This window comes from Pseudoduganella sp. GW821-FHT12E03, assembly GCF_058807115.1.
In genome coordinates, this window is the sequence record NZ_JBXAQJ010000018.1 from 57,888 (window position 1) to 81,445 (window position 23,558).

15 protein-coding genes are annotated in these 23,558 nt (G+C 58.5%); 11 read left to right on the plus strand and 4 right to left on the minus strand.

Annotation, left to right across the window (positions count from 1 at the left end; genetic code table 11):
• The first annotated feature begins 100 nt into the window (after nt 1-100).
• Together AC1RRC_RS31335 and AC1RRC_RS31340 are read left to right on the plus strand one after the other, a co-directional pair.
• Nucleotides 101-679: an NnrU family protein gene (locus AC1RRC_RS31335; RefSeq protein WP_493059713.1), complete on the plus strand. Its 579-nt coding sequence runs from the start codon at nt 101-103 to the stop codon at nt 677-679.
• Nucleotides 680-747: 68 nt separating this feature from the next.
• On the plus strand, nt 748-1,014 hold the full coding sequence (locus AC1RRC_RS31340) for a YlcI/YnfO family protein (RefSeq protein ID WP_493059715.1): 267 nt from the start codon (nt 748-750) through the stop codon (nt 1,012-1,014).
• 38 nt (nt 1,015-1,052) lie between these two features.
• Here the strand turns inward: AC1RRC_RS31340 and AC1RRC_RS31345 are convergent, their stop codons facing one another.
• Both AC1RRC_RS31345 and AC1RRC_RS31350 read right to left on the minus strand, forming a co-directional pair.
• The gene (locus AC1RRC_RS31345; protein WP_493059717.1) at nt 1,053-1,853 is read right to left on the minus strand and encodes a M48 family metalloprotease; all 801 of its coding nucleotides are present in this window, start codon (nt 1,851-1,853) and stop codon (nt 1,053-1,055) included.
• 289 nt (nt 1,854-2,142) lie between these two features.
• Nucleotides 2,143-2,355 carry a VF530 family protein gene (locus AC1RRC_RS31350; protein WP_493059719.1) on the minus strand — a complete coding sequence of 71 codons (213 nt, stop codon included), beginning with the start codon at nt 2,353-2,355 and terminating at the stop codon, nt 2,143-2,145.
• Between the two features lie 163 nt (nt 2,356-2,518).
• On the opposite strand from AC1RRC_RS31350, the gene AC1RRC_RS31355 reads away from it, so the two are divergent.
• Nucleotides 2,519-3,094 (plus strand): TMEM175 family protein, encoded by a 576-nt coding sequence (locus tag AC1RRC_RS31355; protein ID WP_493059720.1) that lies wholly within the window; start codon nt 2,519-2,521, stop codon nt 3,092-3,094.
• Nucleotides 3,095-3,142: 48 nt separating this feature from the next.
• Here the strand turns inward: AC1RRC_RS31355 and AC1RRC_RS31360 are convergent, their stop codons facing one another.
• A complete protein-coding gene (locus AC1RRC_RS31360; RefSeq protein ID WP_493059721.1) occupies nt 3,143-4,660 on the minus strand; it encodes a class I adenylate-forming enzyme family protein in 1,518 nt (505 codons plus the stop codon).
• A 256-nt stretch (nt 4,661-4,916) separates the two neighbouring features.
• Here AC1RRC_RS31360 and AC1RRC_RS31365 point away from each other — a divergent pair, with 256 nt between their 5' ends.
• Both AC1RRC_RS31365 and AC1RRC_RS31370 read left to right on the plus strand, forming a co-directional pair.
• Entirely contained in the window at nt 4,917-7,082 is a 2,166-nt protein-coding gene (locus AC1RRC_RS31365; protein WP_493059722.1) for a M3 family metallopeptidase, read from the plus strand.
• Nucleotides 7,083-7,258: 176 nt separating this feature from the next.
• Nucleotides 7,259-9,385, plus strand: a complete 2,127-nt coding sequence (locus tag AC1RRC_RS31370) for a M3 family metallopeptidase (protein ID WP_493059723.1) — start codon at nt 7,259-7,261, stop codon at nt 9,383-9,385.
• Between the two features lie 24 nt (nt 9,386-9,409).
• Here the strand turns inward: AC1RRC_RS31370 and AC1RRC_RS31375 are convergent, their stop codons facing one another.
• Nucleotides 9,410-13,153, minus strand: coding sequence for a DUF4214 domain-containing protein (locus AC1RRC_RS31375; RefSeq protein ID WP_493059724.1), 3,744 nt, complete (start codon nt 13,151-13,153; stop codon nt 9,410-9,412).
• A gap of 161 nt (nt 13,154-13,314) precedes the next feature.
• Between AC1RRC_RS31375 and AC1RRC_RS31380 the strand changes: the two genes are divergently transcribed.
• From AC1RRC_RS31380 to AC1RRC_RS31405, 6 genes are all read left to right on the plus strand, one after another.
• Nucleotides 13,315-13,590, plus strand: coding sequence for a DUF4404 family protein (locus tag AC1RRC_RS31380; RefSeq protein WP_493059725.1), 276 nt, complete (start codon nt 13,315-13,317; stop codon nt 13,588-13,590).
• A 720-nt stretch (nt 13,591-14,310) separates the two neighbouring features.
• Nucleotides 14,311-14,598 carry a hypothetical protein gene (locus tag AC1RRC_RS31385; RefSeq protein WP_493059726.1) on the plus strand — a complete coding sequence of 96 codons (288 nt, stop codon included), beginning with the start codon at nt 14,311-14,313 and terminating at the stop codon, nt 14,596-14,598.
• Between the two features lie 183 nt (nt 14,599-14,781).
• Nucleotides 14,782-16,239 (plus strand): hypothetical protein, encoded by a 1,458-nt coding sequence (locus AC1RRC_RS31390; RefSeq protein ID WP_493059728.1) that lies wholly within the window; start codon nt 14,782-14,784, stop codon nt 16,237-16,239.
• A gap of 541 nt (nt 16,240-16,780) precedes the next feature.
• Nucleotides 16,781-18,787 (plus strand): ATP-binding protein, encoded by a 2,007-nt coding sequence (locus AC1RRC_RS31395; RefSeq protein ID WP_493059729.1) that lies wholly within the window; start codon nt 16,781-16,783, stop codon nt 18,785-18,787.
• Nucleotides 18,784-22,869, plus strand: a complete 4,086-nt coding sequence (locus AC1RRC_RS31400; protein WP_493059730.1) for a tetratricopeptide repeat protein — start codon at nt 18,784-18,786, stop codon at nt 22,867-22,869. Before AC1RRC_RS31395 ends, AC1RRC_RS31400 begins: the two co-directional genes overlap by 4 nt.
• A 199-nt stretch (nt 22,870-23,068) precedes the next feature.
• Nucleotides 23,069-23,383, plus strand: coding sequence for a hypothetical protein (locus AC1RRC_RS31405; protein WP_493059731.1), 315 nt, complete (start codon nt 23,069-23,071; stop codon nt 23,381-23,383).
• The last annotated feature ends 175 nt before the right edge of the window (nt 23,384-23,558 follow it).

Consider the following 23,558-nt stretch of genomic DNA (forward strand, 5'->3'; position numbering starts at 1 on the left):
AGCACCGGACCCCTGCGAGAGCAGGTATGGCGGAAGATTAAGATTGCCTGTTAATTCACATTGAGCTACTGTCAGATCCTTTCTTTGTGGAGACATTGCGATGGCGATCCTGATACTTGGCTTGCTGATCTTCCTGGGCGTGCACTCGGTGCGCATCGTGGCCGAACCGTGGCGCACGCAAATGCGGGCGCGCATGGGCGAACAGAAATGGAAGGGCGTGTATTCGCTGATTTCCCTGGCCGGCTTCGCGCTATTGATCTGGGGCTACGGCCTGGCGCGCCAAGCGCCGGTGGTGCTGTGGGTGCCGCCGGTCGGCACCCGTCACCTGGCCGCGCTGCTGACGCTGGTGGCCTTCGTGTTCCTGGCCGCCGCCAACGTGCCGAACAATGGCATCAAGGCCAAGGTGCACCATCCGATGCTGATCGGCGTAAAAATCTGGGCATTGGCGCACTTGTTGGCCAATGGCAACCTAGCCGGTGTGGTGCTGTTCGGCGCATTCCTGGTGTGGGCCATCATCGATTTCAAATCCGCCAAGCAACGCGACCGGGTGAACGGCACCGTGTACCCGGCCGGGACCGGCAAGGGCACGGCGATGGCCGTTGGCGGGGGCGTGGTGGTGTGGGCGGTGTTTGCGTTTTGGCTGCATGGGGTGTTGATTGGGGTGCGGCCGTTTGGATAAGGGATGGATTTGCTCTGGGGCGTAAAACTGGTCCACAATGCGTTTAACTGCAACGCAAGGGGATATCAATGAAAACCGCTACCTTTCCATCTTTGCGGGTTGAATCGGCATTGCTTGAAGCTGCTGAACAATGCCTGCAGGACGGTGAAACGATTTCAGGTTTCGTCGAACAATCGATACGCGACAGCATCGAGCGCCGTCGCCATCAGCAAGAATTTGTTGCTCGCGGTTTTGCTTCGCGCGACAAGGCACGCGCGACTGGCGAATACGTTCTTGCTGATGCCGTGATTGACCGCCTTGAACGGATGCTCCCGCTGGAAAAGCTCAAGAAATAGCTTTTGCACGGGAGCCGGGGCCTAAATCCCGTTGTACGTCAGCCGTCCTTATCAATCCGCGCCTGCATGTGCTGCGCGCGGTCCGGCGACGAGGGATGCGAGCTGAACATGCTGTGGTCGGAACCTTCCAGTTTGCCCAGTTTCTGGAACACCGTCACCAACCCTTTCCGCGACAATTTTTCCTTCTGCAGCAAGTTGTACGACTGGTCGTCGGCGTCGCTTTCCTGTGCCTGGGAAAACTGCGCCGCGATGAATTTTTGGCCCAGATCGCCGAGTTCCGACTGGCTCAACGTTGCCGCGGTGCCGCTGACAGCGACGGCAGCGCCGCGTGCCGCTTGCAAGTTATAAGCCGTTTGCATGGATTTCTTCGAATGGCCCAGTAACACGTGCCCGATCTCATGCCCGACCACGGCGCGGATTTCCTCGTCGCTCATCATGTCCATCAGCCCGGCGTATACGCGGATGCAGCCATTGTCCATCGCGAACGCGTTGACATTGGTGACCAGGTACACCTTGGCATCGAGTCGTTTTCCATTGAATTTGTTCATTTTCAGCGGTTTCAAGGCGGCCGCCAGGCGTTTTGCATATTTGCTGCCGGGCGCCGCGATCTTGTTGCTGCGGTCGAGCGCGGCGCAGGACTTGTCCGCCAAGTCACTGACTTCCGCGTCGCTCAGGGTGGCGGATTTGATCGTCATCCCCGCCGCATTGGCAAGTCCCCCGAGGTCGACGGCGCACGCCATGGGGCTGGCCAGCGCCGAGAGCGCCAGCACGCCACCAGCGAGCAGGGCAGGCAAAGTTCGGATGGGCAATTCGGGTAAGGACGAACGCTTCGGTTCCATAAGGAGGCTCCTCAAGAAGTGGCGGGGAGCGATGTATTTCTGCCAGGAAATCATAGCGATATTCTTTCTTGGCAACCTTATGGAAAATCAACTAGTTTGGCTTTACGATGTCGGATCGAATTGCAACGCCAGGGGATATGTATGGGTAAAAACAGGCTTGGAGCCTTCAGCGACGGCGTCATCGCCATCCTGTTCACAACATGGAACAGAGTGGGCAGTAGTGCTGCCTGAAACCGCAGGCGAACCGCAAGAACTTTGCTGGCACTGCGGGTATAGGAAGGCGTTCTCTCTAATCGGTGAACTTGGTCTCGAGGTATAGCCGTTCGACCTGGTCCCGCGCCCATGGGGTCCGGCGCAGGAATTTCAGGCTTGACTTGATGCTCGGTTCTTTAATGAAACAGTTGATGTCAATTCGGCGGGCAAGCCCGCCCCAGCCGTAATGTGAAACCAGCCGGGTCAGTACCGATTCTAAAGTAATACCGTGTAATGCCTGAAAACTCATTGTGCAACGCTTCCTTGGGGTGGTTGGGGAATTTTACACGAACCGGCATACTGACAAAGGCAGTGCACCACAGCACAGGGGCGGCGCGGAAGCTCTACAGAGTGACGGCCGCCGAACAGGTAGAAGCATGCTCGTTGAATGACTTACTAGGAGAATAGGAAAGATGGGGAAAGGTCGACTCGAAGCCTTCAGCGATGGCGTCATCGCCATCATCATCACCATCATGGTGCTGGAACTCAAAGTGCCGCATGGCGCCGACTGGGACACCTTGGCGCCGCTGGGCCCCGTGTTCCTCAGCTATGTGCTGAGTTTTATTTACGTGGGGATTTACTGGAACAACCACCACCACCTTTTGCATTCGATCACCAAAGTCAGTGGCAGCGTCCTGTGGGCCAACCTGCATTTGCTGTTCTGGCTGTCGCTGATACCGTTCGTGACGGGCTGGATGGGGGAAAACCATTTCGGCAAGGTGCCGGTGGCGATTTATGGCGTGGTGTTGATGATGTGCGCGCTCGCTTACCTGTTGCTGGAACACATATTGATCCGTTTGCACGGCAAGCAGTCGGCGCTGGGACAGGCGGTGGGGAACGACAAGAAAGCGTGGCTGTCGATGGTGCTGTACCTGGGCGGGGTGGGATTGGCCTTGTTGCATCCATGGCTAGGCGCGGCGCTGTATGTGCTGGTGGCGCTGATGTGGTTCATCCCGGACCGCCGCATCGAATCCCATGTGAATCACTAAGGCGGCGCGCCGGAGCGCGCCACCTGCGCGGATAACTGGGCTGAGCGCTCAGTTATCCAGCGTCTTCAATTCCCGCCGCATGATCTTGCCGCTGCTGGTCTTCGGCAAGTCCGCGACGAATTGCACGCTGCGGGGCACCTTGTACGCCGCCAGGTGTTCGCGGCAATAGCCCAGGATGTCTTCCGCCGTGGCGCTGGCGCCAGGCTTCAGCACCACATATGCTTTCGCCACTTCTCCCTTCAGATCATCCTGCTTTGGCCCCACGCCCACCATGGCGACAGCCGGGTGCCCGGATACGACGCGCTCCAGCTCCGCCGGATACACGTTAAAGCCGCCCGTGATAATCAAATCCTTCTTGCGGTCGACGATATAAATGTAGCCGGCGTCATCCATCTTGCCGAGGTCGCCCGTATGCAGCCAGCCGTCCGGTTCGATGGTGTCGCGGGTGGCTTTTTCATTGTTGTAATAACCTTGCATCACCATATTCCCCCGCGCCATCAGTTCGCCCACTTCACCGGGCGGCAGGGTTTTCGAGGCATCTTCCGGGTCGGCAATGCGGAACGTCATGCCCGGTTCGCCCAGGCCGATCGAACCATGGCGGTTTTCGCCATAGAACGGATTGGTGGTGGCCACGCCGCCCAGTTCCGTCATGCCCCACACTTCCAGCATCGGGCAGCCAAACGCTTCTTCCACGGCGCGCGCCTTGGCCACCGGCATGGTCTGGCCGCCCACCGCGCAACGCTTCAGCGACGACACGTTGTATTTATGCAGGTCGGGATAGGCCAGCAAGTACATATACATGGTGGGCACGCCATCGAGAATGGTGGCTTGATAGGTTTGCACCGCTTTCAGCACTTCTTCTTCGTTGAACTTCTGGATGATCGCCAGGGTCATGCCGTACATGATGGCGCTGTTCAGGGTCACGTTGCCATACACGTGCGAGCAGGGCAGGGCGGTGACGCCGGTGTCGTGTTCGGTCCGCACGTGCATCAACGCCATGCCGGCCGACGAGGCCAGGATCGCGCGGTGGCTCAGCATCGCGCCTTTCGGGTGGCCGGTGGTGCCGGACGTGTAGGCTATGGTGGACAGCGCATCCGGGTCGGCCGCGACAGGGGTGAACGGCGACTTGTTATCGAGCAGGGCTTCAAAACGCTGCGTGCCGGGCAAGTCGTCGCCGCCAAACAGCACGATGTGTTCAATCGGGCAGCGCTCGCGCACCGACAGCAACGCTTCGCCTTTGTCGGACGACGCCAGCACGATGCGCGAACCGGAATCGTTGGCGACATACGCGACTTCCTCGGCTGTCAGCATCACATTGATCGGGATCGCCACCGCGCCCACCTGGTGGATCGCGTAATACGACACCACCCATTCCCAGCGGTTGACGGAATACAGCGTGACTTTGTCGCCAGGCCCGACGCCCAGCGCCTGCAGGCCGGCCGCGAGCCGGTTGGCCAGTTTGTCGAGTTCCGCAAAGGACAGCGAGCGGTCCTTGAAGATCAGCGCCGTCTTTGTACCAAAACGTTTCGCTGCGGCTGGCAGGATGCTACCGAGGGTCCATTCCATGCGTGTCTCCTGGTTATCAAAAAATCCAGTTTACAGCATAGAAATTGCATTTTCCTGTGTCAAATCAATAATTTATGCCTTTTAATGTGCTAGTGAATGAAAGATTATTCCAAGGGGCAATGCTGTGTAACGTTAAGTATCAAGCTGCGCCGCAGCATGGATTGCCAGTGACGATGGAAAAGTGTCCTGATATCATCGGCGGCTCTTCACATCGCTCAAAAAAGCCGTGTGCCCTTGTCTTTTACCGAAAGATAAAATGTCCCGTCCAAACCTGCTCATCCTGGCCGCTGCCGCCGGCTTTGCCCTGACTCCCGTTGCGTTTGCCGCGCAAGCCACCGCTCAAACCACCGCCGCCGCCGTGCACAGCGTGGCCACGCTGGCCGGCAACCCGATGGCGCAGCCCAGCCCGCTGCCGTTCCACTATCCGCAGTTCGACCTGATCAAGGATGAGCACTTCGCCCCGGCCTACGCCGAAGGCATGGCGCAAAACCTGAAGGAAATCGACGCGATCGCCAACAACAAGAAACCCGCCACGTTCGACAACACCATTGTCGCGATGGAGCGTTCCGGCCAGTTGCTGACCCGCGTGGCGACATTCTTCAGCAATTTGCAGGGGGCGAACACCAACGACAAGCTGGACGAGATCGACCGCGACATGTCGCCGAAACTGGCGGCCCATAATGACGCGATTTACCTGAACGCCAAGCTGTATGCGCGTGTAAAAGCACTGTACGACAAGCGTGACAAGCTGGGCCTGGATGCGGAATCGAAGCGCTTGCTGGAACGCTACCACATGGACTTCGTGCGCGCCGGTGCGCAACTGGCCGCCAAGGACAAGGAAAAACTGAAAGCGTACAACAGCGAGCTGGCCACCTTGCAAACGTCGTTCTCGCAAAACGTGCTGAAGGAAATCAATGCCTCGGCCATGATCGTCGAGACCCGCGCCGAGCTGGCCGGCATGTCCGACGCCGCCATCGACGCGGCCGCCGCCGCGGCGAAAGCGCGTGGCCAGGACGGCAAGTTTGCCGTGGCGCTGATCAACACCACCGGCCAGCCGCCGCTGTCCGTGCTGACCAACCCGGCCACCCGCAAGCGCTTGATGGACCTGTCGATGGCCCGTGGCGGCCGTGGCGGAGAATTCGATTCCCGCGCGATCGTGCTGAAGATCGCCAAGCTGCGCGCGGAAAAAGCCGCGCTGCTGGGCTATCCGAACTATGCCGCGTATTCGCTGGCGGACCAGACCGCGAAATCCACCGACGCCGTCAATACCCTGCTGGCCGAACTGGCGAAACCGGCGGTGGCCAATGCCCGCAAGGAGCAGGCGGACTTGCAAGCCGTGGCCGATGCGGAAAAAGCCGGGATCCAGGTGGGCGCGCCGGACTGGGCGTTTTACACCGATAAAGTGCGCGCGCAGCGCTACAGCTTCGACGGCGCCCAATTGAAGCCGTACTTTGAATTGAACAATGTGCTGGAAAAAGGCGTGTTCTTTGCCGCCAACAAGCTGTATGGCCTGAGCTTTAAAGAGCGCAAGGACTTGCCGGTGTACCACCCGGACGTCAAGGTCTACGACGTGTTCGACGCCAATGGCAAACAGCTGGCGATCTTCCTGGCCGACATGTATGCGCGCCCGACCAAGCAGGGCGGCGCGTGGATGAATGAGTATGTGTCGCAATCGAAGCTGATGGGCACGCAGTCGGTGGTGGCCAACCACTTGAATATCCCGAAACCACCGGCAGGCGAACCGACCCTGCTGACCGTGGATGAAGTCAAGACCACGTTCCACGAATTCGGCCACGCGCTGCACGGCATGTTCTCCAACGTGAAGTACCCGCGCTTCTCCGGCACCAGCGTGCCGCGCGACTTCGTCGAGTATCCATCGCAAGTCAATGAACTGTGGATGACCAATCCGGAAGTGCTGGCCAACTATGCGCGCCACTACAAGACCGGTGAAGCGATGCCGAAAGAATTGCTGGAAAAAGTCGCCGCCGCGAAGAAATTCAACCAGGGCTTCGCCACCACGGAAAACGTGGCGTCGTCGTTGCTGGACCAGCGCTGGCACCAGTTGCCGGCCGCGCAAATCCCGACCGACGTGCTGGCGTTCGAAGCGGCAGCCTTGAAAGACGTGGGCGTGGATTACGCGCCGGTGCCGCCACGCTACCGCACCACGTACTTCTCGCACACCTTCTCGGGTGGTTATGCGGCCGGTTACTACTCGTACCTGTGGAGTGAAAAGCTGGACGCCGACACGGTGGAATGGTTCAAGGAAAACGGCGGCCTGCAGCGCAAGAACGGCGACTGGTTCCGCGAAAAACTGCTGTCGCGCGGCGGCACCGACGATGCGCTGCAACTGTTCCGCAACTTCCGCGGCCGCGACGCGAAAATCGAACCGCTGCTGGAACGCCGCGGCTTGCTGGCCAAATAATCCGCCACCTCACTATCGTCAAACCCGTAGGGCGGTAAGCCGCAAGGCTTGCCGCCATGCATGCGGCGCGGCGGCGTATGACCTCGCCACTGCGCACGCATGGCGGCTTTCGCGTCGGGCTCGGCGCCCCCCGACAAACCGCCCTACGGTGAGCCCACCTGTACCAAGGACCCAACATGAAACCAATGAAACTTGCCGCCGCCGCCGCCGCCGTGGCCCTGGCCTTTGCCAGCTTCGCCCACGCCGACGTACCATTCGACGCCGCGAACCCGTTCGCACAACCCAGCACACTGCCATTCCAATACCCGGCCTTCGACAAGATCGGCAACGATGCCTACGCCCCAGCGTTTGCCGAAGGCATGCGCCAGCACCTGGCGGAAATCGACGCGATCGCCAACAACAAAAAGCCCGCCACGTTTGAAAACACCATCGTGGCGATGGAGCGTTCCGGCCAGTTGCTGAACCGCGTGTCGACCGTGTTCTATAGCCTGAACGGCGCCAACACCAATGAAACGATCCAGAAGCTGGACAAGGACATGGCGCCGAAACTGGCCGCCCACAACGATGCGATCCGCTTGAACGGCAAGCTGTATGCGCGCGTGAAAGCGCTGTACGACAAGCGCGGCAAGCTGGGCCTGAACGAGGAAGCCCAATTCCTGCTACAGCGCTACCACACCGACTTCGTGCGCGCCGGCGCCAAGCTGTCGGCCGCCGACAAGGAAAAACTCAAGGCGTACAACGCGCAACTGGCTGCACTGCAAACCACCTTCAGCGCCAACGTGCTGAAGGAAGCCAACGCGTCCGCGCTGGTGGTGGACACCCGCGAAGAACTGGCCGGCATGAGCGACAAGGCGATCGATGCGGCGGCCGCCGCCGCCAAGGCGCGCGGCCTGGAAGGCAAGTTCGCGATTCCGGTCACCAACACCACCGGCCAGGCGAATTTGTCGGTGCTGACCAACCGCGCCGTGCGCCAGCGCCTGTTGGACGCCTCGATGGCGCGCGGCAGCCATGGCGGCGAATTCGATAACCGCGAGGTGGTGCTGAAGACCGCCAAGCTGCGCGCGGAAAAAGCCGCGCTGCTCGGTTACGCCAGCCACGCCGCCTATAACCTGGAAGACCAGACCGCGCAAAACGCCGAAGCCGTCAACAAACTGCTGTCGGAATTCGCCCGTCCCGCCGTGGCCAATGCGAAAAAGGAAGCGGCGGAAATCCAGAAAGTCATCGATGCGGAAAACGGCGGCTTCCAGATCGGCGCGGCCGACTGGTCGTTCTACTCGGACAAGGTGCGCGCGCAGCGCTACGCCTTCGACCAGAGCCAGCTCAAGCCTTACTTTGAACTCGACAATGTGCTGACCAATGGCTTGTTCTTCGCGGCCGGCAAGGTGTACGGCCTGTCGTTCAAGGAGCGCAAGGATTTGCCGGTGTATCACCCGGACGTGCGCGTGTTTGATGTGTATGACGAAAACGGCAAGCAGTTGGCGATCTTCCTGGCCGACTTTTATGCGCGCTCGAACAAGCGCGGCGGCGCCTGGATGAATGCCTATGTCAGCCAGTCCAAGCTGATGGGCACGCAGCCGGTGATCGCGAACCACCTGAACATCCCGAAACCGGCCGATGGCGAAGCGACCCTGCTGACCTACGATGAATTGCGCACCTTGTTCCATGAGTTCGGCCATGCGTTGCACGGCATGTTCTCGGACGTGACGTATCCGCGCTTCTCCGGCACCCGCGTGCCGCGCGACTTCGTGGAATTCCCGTCGCAAGTCAATGAAATGTGGGCGGTGTATCCGGCCGTGCTGTCGAACTATGCGAAGCATTACAAGACCGGCGAAGCCATGCCGCAAGAGTTGCTGGACAAGGTGATCGCCTCGCAGAAATTCAACGAAGGCTTCCGCACCACCGAATACCTGGCCGCCTCGATTGTCGACCAGCGCTGGCACCAGCTGGGCGCCGCGCAAATCCCGGCCGACGTGGTGGGATTTGAAGCGGCCGCGCTGAAGGACGCCGGTGTCGATTTCGCACCGGTGCCGCCGCGCTACCGTACCACGTACTTCTCGCACATCTTCGCGGGCGGCTACTCGGCTGGTTACTACGGTTACCTGTGGAGTGAAAAGCTCGATGCCGATACCGTGAACTGGTTCAAGGAAAACGGCGGCATGCTGCGCAAGAACGGCGACCGCTTCCGCAAGATGCTGCTGTCGCGCGGCGGCACGATGGATGCGATGCAAATGTACCGCAACTTCCGTGGCCGCGATGCGCAGATCGAACCGCTGCTGGAGCGCCGCGGTTTGACCGAGAAGTAATGCCTGCGAGGCCAGCAGGCCTCATCAACCGTATGGTGTGTATTCAAAGCCGTTGCCGATGATCTTGGCAACGGCGTCGATGTTTTCCTTGCTTTCGCTAAAGGACACCAATACATCGGCCCGCTGTATGCCCTGTTTCAAAACGCCCAGCCAGTAATCCACACCCGCCGATTCACCTGTGCGGTGCAGTACGTTTTGATACAGGCTGTTGACGAATTGCATGTCCGTTGGCGATGCGCCAAATAGTGTCTTGAACTCTGCGCTGTCAATAAAGCTTCGCGCGACATCGTGCAGGCTGGTGCCATGATCCATGGCAGCGATCCAGTAGCCGACGCCGGCTTTATCCGGTGTGCGGTCGAATGCTGCCTGGTAGAGACGATAAGTGCTGCCGGCGACGCCGGCGACGTCGAGCGCCAGCGCATCGGCGCTGGACGTAAACAGGATGCGTTCCATGCCCGTCAGGGTGTCGGCCTGGTGTCCTGCCTGCGCCGGCGCGACGGTGAATTTGCCGCCGGCTTTGCTGACCTGGTAATCTCCGGCGTTGCCTTGGTAAACCACTGTATCGAGGCCGGCGCCGCCATCGAGCAGGCTGCCGTTGCCATGGCCCGCATACATGCCGTCGCCATTGCCAGGTGCCGTCGCGGCAGCAAGGGTGACGCTCTGCTCGATGTCCGATGCCGTCGCATTGCCCGCGATATCGCGGACGAACCCCTTGGGCAGCTTCAGTGTATATACCTGACCCGGCAGCAGCGCATAGGACAATTTAAAATCCAGCACGGCACCTGAAACCGATACGCTCCCACCATCGGTGGCGTTAAAGCGAGCGACTTCCCTGCCCGACGGGTCCAGCAGCGTTGCGTTGCCTTCGCCGTTGAGGATGCTTTCGCTGAAGCGCATCGCGATGCCATCCAATCCGGCCTGCGGTGCGGCGGCGGACTGGGGGGAGCTTCTATCGTTGCTGATGTCGGTGGCGCTGATGACATAGCTGCCGGGTGATTGGTTCGCGTCGACGAACACGAGATAGGTGCCATCGACGGTGGGATGCAGGATGATTTGCTGGGTCACACCCGGCACGCTGGCGAAATCCACGTTGTGCGACAGGTAGCCGTCGGCAAACAGCGCCATCAACGAGGGATAGGATGCGCCGTGGCCGCTGGGAGTCATGGTGACGGCAACACGCTGGCCCTGTGCGACACGGATCGCAAACAGGTCCTGGTCGTCACGCGTTTCCGCCTTGCCGGACAATTGCATGCCGAGAGGTAGGCTGGCGCCGTTCAGGTAGCCGGAATAATCGTCGCCGCCATCGTCCGTGACGCGGATACGGTAAGCGCCGGTGGCGCCGCCTTTCATCGTCAGCACGTGCATGCCGGACGATGCCGGCTGGAAGAGTTGGGTGCCAAAATCGAATGACTTCGGCATCAAGCTGTAAGTCTGCGACGAAGGTGTCTCTGGGCTCAACCCAAAGGCCTGGCTGGACGGAACATAGGTGCCATCGCTGGTCTGCCATTCCATGGTCAGCCGGTAATGGTGATCGCTGCGCAAGTTGAGCAGGAAACTGTCGGTATCCGTGTCCAGTTCGTAGCGGCCGGTGACCTGCTGTCCCAGCGCAAGCTGGACGGGCGCGATATTGTCATCACCGGTACCAGTCCGCATTTTCACGGTATATTTGCCGCCGCCGCGCCAATACGCGTTTTCAGTCCAGTCGGCGCTGACACCGGGAATGTCGGTGTCGATCTGCACATAATACGTCCCGCTGGCGGTGGCGGTGAAAGGCAATGTTGGCACGGAAGCCAGTCCATCCTGCTCGACCGACGCCAGCCTGTTGCCGGCGGCATCCATCAAGCTGAGCGTGGCCGTGTGCTGGTTGCCGCTTTCACGGTTTAGGTCGAACCAATACGACTTGCCCGCTTCCAGCGTCACGGCCAGCCAGTCGCGATCGTCCGCGGTTTCCAGTACGCCGGCGACCGTGCTGCCGATGGCCAAGGCGCCGGCAGTGCTAGCATTGGCCGTGAAATCGTCCTGGCCGTATGCGGCCTGCACCGTGTAGTTGCCGGTATGGCTACCCGCGCCGCGCACATAAAAATAATAGTCACCCGATTGCGAAGGCGTAACGCTCAGCGCATTCCGTTCATCGAGGTAAAAACTGTCGGCCGTGGTGCTCAGGTGCAGCTGGTTAGCGACGCCCAGGTTGCCGTCGCCCTGGATCGTATACGTGACGCCCGCCTGCAGCGGCATTTTGAACATGTCCAGGTCGCCGTTCGAATCGATGACGCCGTGCAGCGTCGAGCCCGGTGTCAGCAGCCCGGCGTGGTCGCGGTCGGCGCCATAGTCGTCGCCGCCCAGGTCGGCCACGCTCACCTGGTAATTGGGGGTTCCACTCCAATACGCGGCGCTGGCAAGTATCGTACCGCTTTCCTGCGCCTTGAAGGTATAGCTGACCGGGTTGGTGATGCCGCCGCTGTTGGGTTCAAGCTTGATGGTGACATTGCCGCCATCGGCATAGGAAGCCAGTGCACTGTTGATCCAATAGCCGGGCGCGACATCGCCGGGCGCCATCGAAAACGTCACTTTGTAGCGATGGCCCGCTTCCACCGGTACCCGGAAACTGTCGGTGTCGCCCGGATAGTCGAAGCGGGCCTGCAAGGTCGTGCCGGAGGCCAGTTGCCCGGCGCTGGCCGGCGTGTCGCCATAATCGTCCACCACCACGCCTTGTTTGTCGACGCTAAGCCGGTATTGCCCGGCCTGGTTGCCGCTGACTTCCACGTACACGCTGGTATTGGTCAGCGATACATAGGTGCCGTCGCTGCCCAGGTCCGCGCCGACCAGCCGCAGCGATATCACGCGCCCGGCGGCGCCTTCGCCGGTGGCCTCTGCGGAAAACTTGTATTTCACGTTGGCTTGCAGTTCGACCCGCAGCCAGTCGCGGTCGCCACTGCTGTCGATCATGCCGGCCGCACTGCCACCCACGGCCACGTGGCCGGTGGTGTTTGCGCTGGCGCTGTAATCGTCGCTAGGCACGGCCAGTGCCAGCGTGTAGGACGCGGGGCTTTGATTGGCGCCGGCGCGGATGAAATACGTTTCGTCGCGTGCCGGCGTCCAGCTTAGACTGTAGCTGCCGTCGGCAGCGCCAATCTCCGGTTCGATATCGATGTACCGGCCGGCCGGATCACCCGCCACGTCCTGTAGCAGGGTAAGGTATAAGGTATCGGCGATGGCGCGCTCGCCACTGGAAATCGTGGCGCGGTAAGTCACCCCCGCCTGCGCTGTGAATTTGAACCAGTCGCGGTCCGTCGCCGTGCCGATCGCGCCATTGACCGATGTCACCGTGAGCGGATGCGCAACGGCGGGGTAATCGCCATAATCGTCCCTGGGCCCGATTTCTGCGCTGATCGCATAGGTACCTGTGACATAGCCGCGTGCATTGACGAAGTAATCGCCACTGACCGGCGGGGTGAATTGCATCAAGGGCAAGTGATCGGCCGCGCCGCCGCTCCAGCCGATCCCGCCGTTTGCGTAATTCCCGTTGGCATCCATGATCGAGATCGCCGCGATACGCTCGCCGGAGGCGGAACTCTGCAGAGTTCCCAGGCCGCTGGCCGCCCCCAGCATGGTAAAGACATACGTCACACCGCCATCGAGATGGGCCTTGAACCAGTCTTCGTCTCTGACGATGCCATCGCCCTGGAATGTTCCCCTTACCGTGGCGCCAATGGCCATTACGCCCGTTGTGTTGGTATTGTCGGAGTAGTCGTCGTTGATATTGGCCATATGAAATTTCTTGCGCGAAATGGCGGCCAGTATAAATGCTAAGAAAGCGGCTGGTCTATGCTATGGCCAGCCGCTCGTTCGCTCCGGTAAATAAAACACATCCGTAGCTGGGCGCGGCAAATCGGTGTATAAATTGCTTAAAATGACTACAGGGGACCGCGATGGATAATGACTTGAAAACCTCGTTGAAAGCCTTGCACGCCCGGCTGAACCACGCCGGTCCGGTCGATGAGGAGTTGCAGGATTTGCTGCGCCAGCTGGATGGCGATATCCGCCAGTTGCTGGAACAGCGCGCCGCCGACGGCGAGGAAGAAATGTCGCCTTACGGGCTGGCGGAACGCACGCAGGAAATCTCGGCCCGCTTTGCAGTCAAACACCCGACCCTGGAGCCGGCGCTGCGCGAACTGGGGTCGATCCTGGCCAATATGGGCATCTGACTGGGCATCTGACAAAGAAAAAGCCGGGATTCAACGAACCCCGGCTTTGGGAATGAGGACCCGGGACCGGAAGTCCCGGGCCACAGCGTGCGCTGGCTTGGTTCCGGCTCGCTGCACCCAGTAGATTGCAGTATTTCGGTATAGATGGGGATACCTGATTATACCGGTCAAGTCGGAATAATTTGACCAGATTTGACCAGCTTGACCTCGCGAAACTGGGGCTGTTTTCCCGCTTACCTATTTTTGGTATATCGCGGTATTGTCCGGTACTTGCTTCTCTCATTCGCCCTTGCTACATTGGCGGTCATGGTTACCAAGAGGGAATACGACGACGCAATCTTTCAAAGCACGGTTCTGCGTGTCGCGTTCGTTTTCGCCTTCTTCGTATGCTGCTGGGCTGTGCTGACGCACACACCCGGCACGCATCACGATGCCAGTGACTGGACCGTTTTGGTAGCCTGCCTATCCTTTGGCGCGGCCTTCTTTGTTTGGAAGCCCTTCCGTGCAAAAGAACTCGAAGTCAGGAAAACGGGTTATATCCTTCCCCCCGCACATCTGTACACACGCTTTGTCAGGTCAGTAGACCTGGTTGTAAGCGCACATATCCCACTCGACGAGCGTCCGCCTCGTCCGCTCCCCCAAAACTAGCCAAGCGCACCGCCAGGTGCATTGATTTGTTTGACGCCATCGCATTTTCGTATGCCGGCATCGGGGACACACATGCAACAGCCCACGACACTTGACCTTGTACTGCAAATTTCCCATGGCGCTTTACTGGTGCCGCTCAAAAAAACGGCCGCAATTCTTGGCCTGGAGACGCAAACACTTCGCAACCGCTTGAGCGAAAAAAAGTTTGCATTAGATCCAGTAAAGATCGGCCGCCTAAGCTTCTTCCGTGCGAGCGAGATCGCATCTTTGATCGACGGATCTGCGCCGCCTTCCTTAAATCCACCGCCCTCCAGAGGACGTGGCCGTCCTAAAAAGTCGTCTACTTTGATTCGGGCCTGATGTTGGGCGCACGAACACGAAGCAGACCATGCTGTTCATCCATGAACAAAAAAATAGCCCACGAAAATTGGCGTTTTCGCGGGCTACGTGCGCTTGAGCGCTCGCGCAGTGACTAGCTGCGCGTAAGCATTTTCATCTGAATCAAATTCACGCAGTTGACGCTGCGGGAACAGTAACGCGCCTATGAATCGCATCACGATGCACATTATAAGACCGGGACAGCTAAGCCTGTCAACAGAGTTCGCTGAATCAGCCGCTTGTCATGACATCGGCAATTTTGGCTTCTTTACGATCGCTCAAAAGACGAATGGAAGTCGTCCCTGGCAGGAGCGCAGCTACCGCCTTGATCACCTTTCAGAGGTACTGCGCTCCGTAGGCAATGGCGCCGATTTATATATTTCTCAAGCTGATCTTGCGAGGCCGAGCCGGCGCATCGCAAACATCGCGCGCATACGTCTTCTCTGGGTAGATCTTGATATCTATAACGTCCCAGCTTTAGCAGGCAAGTCGCCAGAAAGCATTGTTTGGCAAATCCTTGAGGCCTGCAGTGATCGAGGCATACCACCTCCAAGCGTGATTATTCACAGCGGGCGAGGGATGTACGTAAAGTGGTATCTCGAAAAGCCAATCCCGGCCAGAGCGCTTTCGCGTTGGCAGCTGGTGCAGAACACGTTTTGTGATCGGCTCTCGGATTTTGGCGCGGACAAAAATGCTCGTGATGCCGCGCGAGTATTACGTATCGTGGATACGGTGCATGGTGCTTCAGGGAAGCCCGTTTCCGTCCTATGGCAAAACAGCTTGGCCACCACCGGCGCGACCATCGTAGACAGCGTGACGGCGTATCCCTTCGATGAGCTTGCGGATACGGTGCTGCCGCTGACACGAGAGCAGCTGACAGAGCTTCGAGCCGAGAGAGATTTGGTCAACCTGGATCGGGCGAAGCGTCGCACAGCGACGGGTCAAGAGCTGACCCTTATAGGCAATCCAAAAAATACAAAGGGCTTGCGTCCCTTCATTCCCAGCCAATTGGCCTGGGATCGCTACCTCGACATCGTAAAGCTTGCTCAACTGCGTGGATGGGGTTCAGGAGCACCAGAAGGGCAGCGCGACATTCCTGTTTTTCTTGCCGCTGCGTTCATGGCACAGGCGGTTGTCGTTCCCCAGTTTCATCTTGAGGTGGCGGCGATCGCGAAGCGTTTTGCGCCGACCTGGTCACCGGCGGAAGTCCATAGCTGCGTGACCACTGTCATATCAAGGACACATGCGGCCGCGCGCGGCGAGACGGTTGAATACAAGGGCCAAAAGGTGGACCCACGGTACAGATTCAAGAACCAAACACTGTTGGCACTACTGGATGTCAGTGCTGCGGAAGAGCGCCAACTCAGCACGATTCTCAGCACAGAGGAAGTTCGCCGGCGTGATGCTGAACGAGCGAAGGCCGCTCGACAGCAGGCTGGCGCCGTGGATCGAGACGAGTATCTAGCGGCGGTAGACCTGCGCAGGAGTCGCGCAAAAGACTTACGAGAGCAAGGAAAGAGTTGGGCCGAAGTTGGCGGAATTCTGGGGATCACCGCGAATGCTGCCCGGATCTTGGCATGCCGCGCAGGAGAAAAGCGTTCAGGTCCGTCCGTATATATGTGAGTGGGGGACCCTATAGGCTGTTGATGGGTGTTCGCGGTTGATTGCCGGCCGAAGGCTGGCCTCCCTCCTAGGTGTACTGGATATGGTCGCGTAGCGGCTCGAGGTTCTGGGCGATGGCATGAAGGGGCTCATGAAGCTTCTACTAATTGGCTTTGCCTTACGCAGCCGGATCGATCCCGGTCGACGAAGGCGAGCGGGGCTTGATCTCGCGCAGCGAGATTCGACCGGAGGCAAGCGCCGGCGGGCGCGCGCCTAGTGCAATTCGTTGGCTTGTATATCGGCCAACGGCAAATATTCCACAATGAAGGCTTATTAATTTCTCTGGCAGATAGACTCTCTTTGGAAAGGGTTTTGCCATGCGATTAGGCAGTAAATTCTCGTATGGTCGAAAATGATCGACCCTGTTGGACCGCAGACGGTAGAATTTGGAGGACGCATCTATATGCCGCGCACGTCGCGTTCGATATGGCTTGCGATCTGAAATGGTCTTCACTGTGCTCGAGGCGCTGGGCGTTGAATTGATCTTGAATTGAGGAAGTCCATGGTGGCTAGCGAGAAAAAAACTGATCAGAGCTTTGGCTCCCTTTTTGAAGAAGATTACCTGATTCGGAATTTGGGCCAGATCGCGCACGATCCCGAGGTCGCGCTCACGGAGCTTGTCGCCAATGCTTGGGACGCCGGAGCCTCGCTGGTCGACATCACGATCCCCAAGACACTCCACGGCAACTTGGTCGTGGAGGACGATGGTCATGGCATGAGCTCAGATCAGTTCAAAGGCCGTTGGATGAAGCTGTCTTATGACCGAATCAAGCACCAGGGGCAAAACGTAGAATTCCCGCCCGAGCGCGCCGGATGGATTCGCCGATCCTACGGCCACAATGGCGTAGGGCGCCACGGCATGCTGTGCTTCGCCGACGTCTACGAGGTGCAAACTTGGCGTGACGGTAAAGGTGCCTCCTTTGTGGTGAGCACCCACAGCCAGGCGACGCCCTTCAAGATGGACAGCGAGGAGCCGCTTGAGCGCGCGGGCCATGGCACGAAACTCATTGTGAAAGTTGAGCGTCATCTGCCAGACCATGATCGTATTCGCGACATCCTCTCTGCGCGCTTTCTGCATGATCCGCAATTCGTCGTCAGAGTGAACGGAGCATCGATTGAGCTGCCGGAGCACACCGGGTTGGTCGAGAAGACGACTTTGGAGCCGACTGTAGGGAAATCGATCGAGGCCTTCGTGGTGGATACGACCCGGGGCGCGAAGTCTACCCTGTATCAAGGCGTGGCCTTCTGGGTCAACGGGCGTCTCGTGGGAACGCCAAGCTGGGTTGTCGGCAATTCGGTAATATTGGATGGGCGCAGCCGCTTCGCGAAACGCTATACGATTGTGGTGCGATGCGGCCCCGAATGGATTGGAGACATTGAGCCGGATTGGACTCGGTTCAAGGCTACCGATGCCGTTCGTTCGATGAATGTGGCGGTCGCGGCGTATGCGGCGAAAGTCTTCGCGAAGTTGTCGGAGGAGTTTGTCGACGACAGTTCGCAGGATGCCCTTGTTCGTCATCGTGAATCGTTCAAGGACCTATCGACCTTGGCCCGCATCGAGGTGGCGAGCTTCACCCAGGAGCTAGTCAAACGGAATCCCGGCATCAATATGGAGACGCTCGCGATCGCGGTCGAAGCGGTCATCAACTTGGAGAAGTCACGTAGCGGGGTGGCGCTGCTGGAGAAGCTCACCAAGCTGGGCGAGGCAGACGTGGACGGCCTCGACCGTCTGCTCGGCCAATGGACGGTGCGCGACGCCCTATCGGTGCTCGATGAGATAGACATGAGGCTCAGCGTCATCGAGGCGATCGAAAAGCTGGCAGGCGACCCAGGCACCGACGAGCTTCACACGCTGCACCCGTTGGTGACGCAGGCGCGTTGGCTTTTCGGCCCAGAGTTCGACAGCCATGAATATACCTCGAACGTGACCCTTCGGACTGTGGCGTCCAAGATCTTCGGCCAAAGCGTTGAACCCGGCGCGTTCCTGAATCCGACGCAGCGTCCAGACATCGTCGTCCTCGCAGACGCTACGTATTCGATTGTCGGTACCGAGGGCTTCGACAGCTTTGACACCATGCTGACTCGCATCCAAAATGTCCTGATTATCGAGCTAAAAAAGGGGCAGTCATCCATCGGTCGCCCCGAAATGACCCAAGCAGATGGGTATGTGCAAGACTTCCTGCAGAGCGGCGCCATGGATGGAACTCCGCTGATCCGCGCGTTCGTGGTCGGCCATCAGATTTCTCCGAAGACCACCAAGGAAAAGCTCATCCTGGAAGAGGGCGCGACTCGCGGCAAAGTCATGGCTACGACGTATGGCCAACTGACCAGGAGCGCGAGCCAGCGCCTCTTTAAGCTGCGGGAGAAGATTCCCGCTCGGTATGAGCAGATATCGGGCGCGGACCTGATGGCACGGGTTATGCAGACTCCATCGCAAGCTGGTTTTGACCTGCGCGAAAAGGCGGCCGAACCAGTGACCGAAGAGGCCAGGGTGGGAGCGGAGGCTTGAGTGAAAAGGCCTTGCCGCCGGACCAACCCCTTGTCGGGGTCCCAAAGCGTCAGGCCGTCTATTCGATCGAAGGCTACGATTATCAGATTTGGCGCACGGTCGAAGCTTGGTTGGGATTGGGACCTGATGAGGCGCTTTTCATCGAGTGTGCTGAGGACTATGATGTCCGTGGCCCAGAAGGCTCTACTGCCAATCAAGTCAAGATCTCGGCAGAGGACATTTCCCTAGGCTCGCTCGATGTCCGCAAGGCTATTTGCAATTATTGGCGCATGCGGCTAGATAATCCAGGTATTCTCAGGCCGAAGCTGCGTTTCCTGACGCGCGGTGGAATTCGATTCGAACAGACTTCGCTGTTTGCTTCCCGCAAGGGCATTGACGTATGGCGATCGGGTGCTGCAGGTAACGATGACGATGCCATTCTTCTAGCCCGCGATTTGCAAAATCGAGTTGAAGATGAGAGCCTCCTCGCTTTTCTGGCACGGGCCCAAGCACAGGAACTGCGTGGCGATCTTCTCTCCCGTATTGAATGGGTGGTCGAGCAGCCGGACTTGGAGATGAGCCGGTTAGTTGTCAAGCACTTGATACTGCGGCACGGCCAGACCTGTGATGTCTCAGCTGACCGCTCCGAAGCGGCCATCCATGTGCTGCTCGCGCACTGCCGTGAGGTCGCAATCTTGCCTCGGCCTGACTTGCGCAGATTGACCCAATCAGATTTCCATGATCGATTCACCTCGGCGATATCGGTCAGCGTGCCAGTAACGAAGTCGACCGAACGTATTCTCGCGCAAGTCCTGTTGGCCAGTTCTAGCCCCATGGGGGCGGAGTTGCGGTTTCGTGCGTCGTCGGAATTTGATCGTCCTCCCCCTATTCCGGCCGACCCTATCGTTCGCAATGCGCTCTCCTACGCGATCTCAGCCGCCTTGGCGGAACAGGGAGCGGCTTTGATCTATGGATCTGTGGGGCGCGGCAAAAGTACCTCGGCGGCGCAGGCTGCCAGCGCTGGAGGCGGCCGACCCATCTGGATTGAGCTTGAAGACTTGGATGTGTCAAGTGTCGCTGCGACGCTGGAGCGGGCTCTTATCGAGTTGCGCATGGATCGCGCCGAGGGAATCGTGGCGATCGACGGCCTTCCAGACGTGGCCTCGCTCCCCAGAGCTGTCTGGTTGCGCTTCCGTGACCTGCTGGACGAGTGCCGCCGGCAAGGCCGCCCGCTTCTGGCTAGTGCGCAAGGAGTTAACTCCGCGCAGATAGATACGCGCTTTGCGGAGGCGGGCGTAGCTCTTCTTAGCATTCCTGACATTGAACACGACGAGATTGAGGCGTATTTCCTTCGGTTGGATTGTCCGCTTGTGCTCGCAAAGGAGTGGGCCCTAATTTGCGAAGAGCAATCTGAAGGCCACCCAAAGCTGATCCATTTGCGGGGACGTGAGCTCAAAAGCCTCGGCTGGCCGGCTCCATCCTCCGACGCCGTGGAGCAGCCGGGCAAGAGTGTTGATGGCGCGAGAGCCAGCGCGAGGGCTGTGGTGGCCAGGACCGTCGCGGAGATCGACCGGGATTTGCTTTATGGCCTCTCGGTGTCTTTGCTTGACTTTGATCGGGGCATTGCCTTGTCGGTGGCAGTTGCTCTTGGTAACGTAGGTTCTCCAGGCGATTCGTTCGATCGGCTTGTGGGCAGTTGGATAGAGGAGCGCGGGGATGGCGACTATCGAGCCACGGCCCTGTTGACTGGCCAAGCCCAACAGATATGGCCGACGAGCAAAGTAGAGTTTGCACACGGAGCGATTTGCAAAGCATTTATGAGACGCAAATCGTTACGAGTCGATCAAGCCATGCCGATGCTGCTCCACTCCTTGGCGAGCAAGGACAAGGATTTAGTGTCCAGTATGATCGCGGGCGTTGTTCGCGGCGATGCCATGCGCGTTCCAGGCCTAGCTCAATATCTAGCGCCTCTGGCATTGATGGCGATTCGACCCGGGCAAGTCATTTTCCCGAGTTGTCCAGAGACGTCGCTCAAGCTGCGGATGATGCAATTCCGAGTTGCGGTGGCCAATGACGATCCGAATATCGTAGTTGTGGCGGATGCATGGCGTTGCGAAATTGATAGTTTTGATAAATGTAACCTGGGCGCCGCCAGCGCGGCGATGTGGGGTCTATCTGTAGCAGGCATCGGATCTGACGCCAATTTTCCCATTGAAACAGCAGTCCAAGCTATCGCTGAGGTCGTTCGCGGAACGGAGCGGTTGGCCGCCATCGTTCAAAAGCATGAAGCGGCGACGAGAAAGAAATTACCCTTCGGCGCCGAAACCGAAAACGTTCCAGCGGCGCTGCTGAGCATGGCATGCACTAAAGTGCGTTCATCCGCAGCCTTGGGTCGAATGCTTGACTGCTTGTCGAAGATTGAACCAGAAATCCGAACTGTGATGCTAGAAGCATTTGAAGTCGGCGACATGCGCGATAACCTACAGTTTTTCACCAGCGCGTTCTTGGGGCTGTGCAAAGAGGAGACTCCAGACTGGCCAGAATTCTTGGACGAGTGCGCTCGGGCAGAACGCCTTGCCGATGAGTGGGGATGCGCGCCAATGGCTGTTGCGTCCCTTAGGATGCGGGCAAACGTGTTGTCGGACAAGATGTCGAATCACGATGCCGCCATCGCTCTCCTTGAGTTAGGCATGTCTCGGCATTCCGGCTCGAATGAACTCCTATCAGAGATAGGCAAAGCCCATTTCAACGCCCGTAGGCACAAGGAGGCCCTCGCCGCCTTTGAGCTATCCTTGGACAAGGCGCAGGACCGACCACAAGCGAATCCATATCCGTATTCGATGCGGCTCGCGGCGCTGGCAAGCCACGAGCTTGGCGACACCGCCAACGCTGCGAGTTGGTTTGAGGCGGGTGCACGCTCGGCCAGGCGGATCGGGATGGATGAACTGGCGATAGGTTTGGACCTCGATGCTGCCCACTGCTGGATTTTGTGTGAGCGCTGGATCCCCGCCCTTAGCACGTTGGTGCGCGTCCACGGTGCGGTGGCTTCGCGAGTAGAGCGCGCCGAAAATTCGACACTCTTCGCTATGCGTGAGATGGCGCGCCGCGTCATTTCTTGGGCGAAGAATCGGGCTGAGCCAATAGACGCCCCAGGGGAAGAGCTTTCAGTGGGTTTGTGCAGCAATCCGAACATTCCTTGGGACCGCTTACCTGATTCCGACAAACCATTCGACTCATCGTCCGCCGGGATCGTCTTTATTGCCCGCGCGAAGAGCATCACCTCTCCTGCGGTGGAGGAAATACGCTTGGCCGTCGAGAAGTCAACGGTGCCGTTGATGAGCTCAGCCATGTGGATTTATCGCGCTCATGACCAATTCGCGACAGGCCAGTTCGAATCCATCGCAACATCGCTGACGAAAATTGTCGATGGGCACTGGCGCATGCAATGCCTGCTGCGTCGTGGACATGGAGAGGAGGTGTTCGCACCCGGGACTATGTCTTTATCAGTGGAGGACCGAGCGAATTTATTCGACTTTAGGCTGTCAATGGCCATCGCCTGTCTGCTTCGCAAGATAGAAGGAAAGACAGCCACAACACTGATCGACTCTTGGCTGTTGGCTTTGGACAATTCCGAGCACGCAGCATGGCTGGGATCCCAGATATTGGCTGTGAGGCAGGCGATCGAAGTTGATTACGCCTCGGCTAAGTCTATCGCTTATGCTGAGGACTCGACATTGCTCGCTAAGATTGGCGCTTGTGCCGTGATCTTGTCGGACCCTCGCAGTTCGCCAACTGACACCGCATGGTGCCAAGTTGGAGCTCTATATTGGGTCATTAAATCAGACACGTCCGCCAAGGGTTTCTTGGTGGCCGCCTTGGATCTGATCGCTGATCGTTTTCTTGCATTGTGGCGCCACCACATTGCAGAGCTTTCTCTCCTTGATGAGCCAGACGAGGGCGTCGCGTTGTTGGCGGATGCTGTTAGATCTCCAGGCTCTGGAGCCTCGCGTCTGATCCGTCTTTTCCAAGCTGTGGATGTAGCGTGCAATGTTGAATTGCCAGCAGATGTCCTCCAAGTGCTGGAGTCTGCTAGGCGGGGCTGATCGGTGGCCAGCGGCTTTATCGAGTCAGCTTGAGATTGCACTGGCGCGCGCCCATGGGCGCTTGCCTCCGGTCGAATCTCGCCTATGGCGAGATCAGGCGCTTCCCTCCTTCGTCGGGAAGCGTCGATCCGGCTATTTTGCCGTATGCAACGAGATACTGTTTTTCCGACGCTGATATCCGTGTGAGGATATCAAGGCATTGAAATACTTTCCCTATTTTCTACGCCTCAATATGACAACAATTCTTTCAGTCGAAACGATTCTGTCACTCGATGATGTTGCGCAACAGCATGTGCAAATAGCAATCTTTCTGACGCAAAGATGGCCTGGCATCACCCTAGTCGACACGTTCTTCGGTGACGGTGAGATTCAAGTGACGCTTTCCTGTCCATGGTGCAAGGGCGAGATCTGGTGGGATTCTCTCAATGATGATCTTTATTTCGAAAGTAACAAGGATATCCGACGTTGGGAGCAGCAAGAGTTGAATATGTTTGGAAGTAATCCGAAAAATTGATCTACCAATCGAGATATCTGGGAATCATGGCAGTGGGAGCAACTGAAGACGTTAGGTAACAGCAAGCTGATCATAGTAAACAATGTACAGTGTATGATAAGCAGTAAGCAGTAAGCAGTAAGCAGTAAGCAGTAAGCAGTAAGCAGTAAGCAGTAAGCAGTAAGCAGTAAGCAGT

Bases quoted from the DNA above. Each gene is read 5' to 3' on its own strand.
- AC1RRC_RS31365 (WP_493059722.1), top strand. From the start codon at position 4,917: ATGTCCCGTCCAAACCTGCTCATCCTGGCCGCTGCCGCCGGCTTTGCC.
- AC1RRC_RS31345 (WP_493059717.1), bottom strand. From the start codon at position 1,853: ATGGAACCGAAGCGTTCGTCCTTACCCGAATTGCCCATCCGAACTTTG.
- AC1RRC_RS31370 (WP_493059723.1), top strand. From the start codon at position 7,259: ATGAAACCAATGAAACTTGCCGCCGCCGCCGCCGCCGTGGCCCTGGCC.
- AC1RRC_RS31360 (WP_493059721.1), bottom strand. From the start codon at position 4,660: ATGGAATGGACCCTCGGTAGCATCCTGCCAGCCGCAGCGAAACGTTTT.
- AC1RRC_RS31390 (WP_493059728.1), top strand. From the start codon at position 14,782: ATGAATCGCATCACGATGCACATTATAAGACCGGGACAGCTAAGCCTG.
- AC1RRC_RS31375 (WP_493059724.1), bottom strand. From the start codon at position 13,153: ATGGCCAATATCAACGACGACTACTCCGACAATACCAACACAACGGGC.
- AC1RRC_RS31350 (WP_493059719.1), bottom strand. From the start codon at position 2,355: ATGAGTTTTCAGGCATTACACGGTATTACTTTAGAATCGGTACTGACC.
- AC1RRC_RS31385 (WP_493059726.1), top strand. From the start codon at position 14,311: ATGCAACAGCCCACGACACTTGACCTTGTACTGCAAATTTCCCATGGC.
- AC1RRC_RS31335 (WP_493059713.1), top strand. From the start codon at position 101: ATGGCGATCCTGATACTTGGCTTGCTGATCTTCCTGGGCGTGCACTCG.
- AC1RRC_RS31395 (WP_493059729.1), top strand. From the start codon at position 16,781: ATGGTGGCTAGCGAGAAAAAAACTGATCAGAGCTTTGGCTCCCTTTTT.
- AC1RRC_RS31380 (WP_493059725.1), top strand. From the start codon at position 13,315: ATGGATAATGACTTGAAAACCTCGTTGAAAGCCTTGCACGCCCGGCTG.
- AC1RRC_RS31340 (WP_493059715.1), top strand. From the start codon at position 748: ATGAAAACCGCTACCTTTCCATCTTTGCGGGTTGAATCGGCATTGCTT.
- AC1RRC_RS31355 (WP_493059720.1), top strand. From the start codon at position 2,519: ATGGGGAAAGGTCGACTCGAAGCCTTCAGCGATGGCGTCATCGCCATC.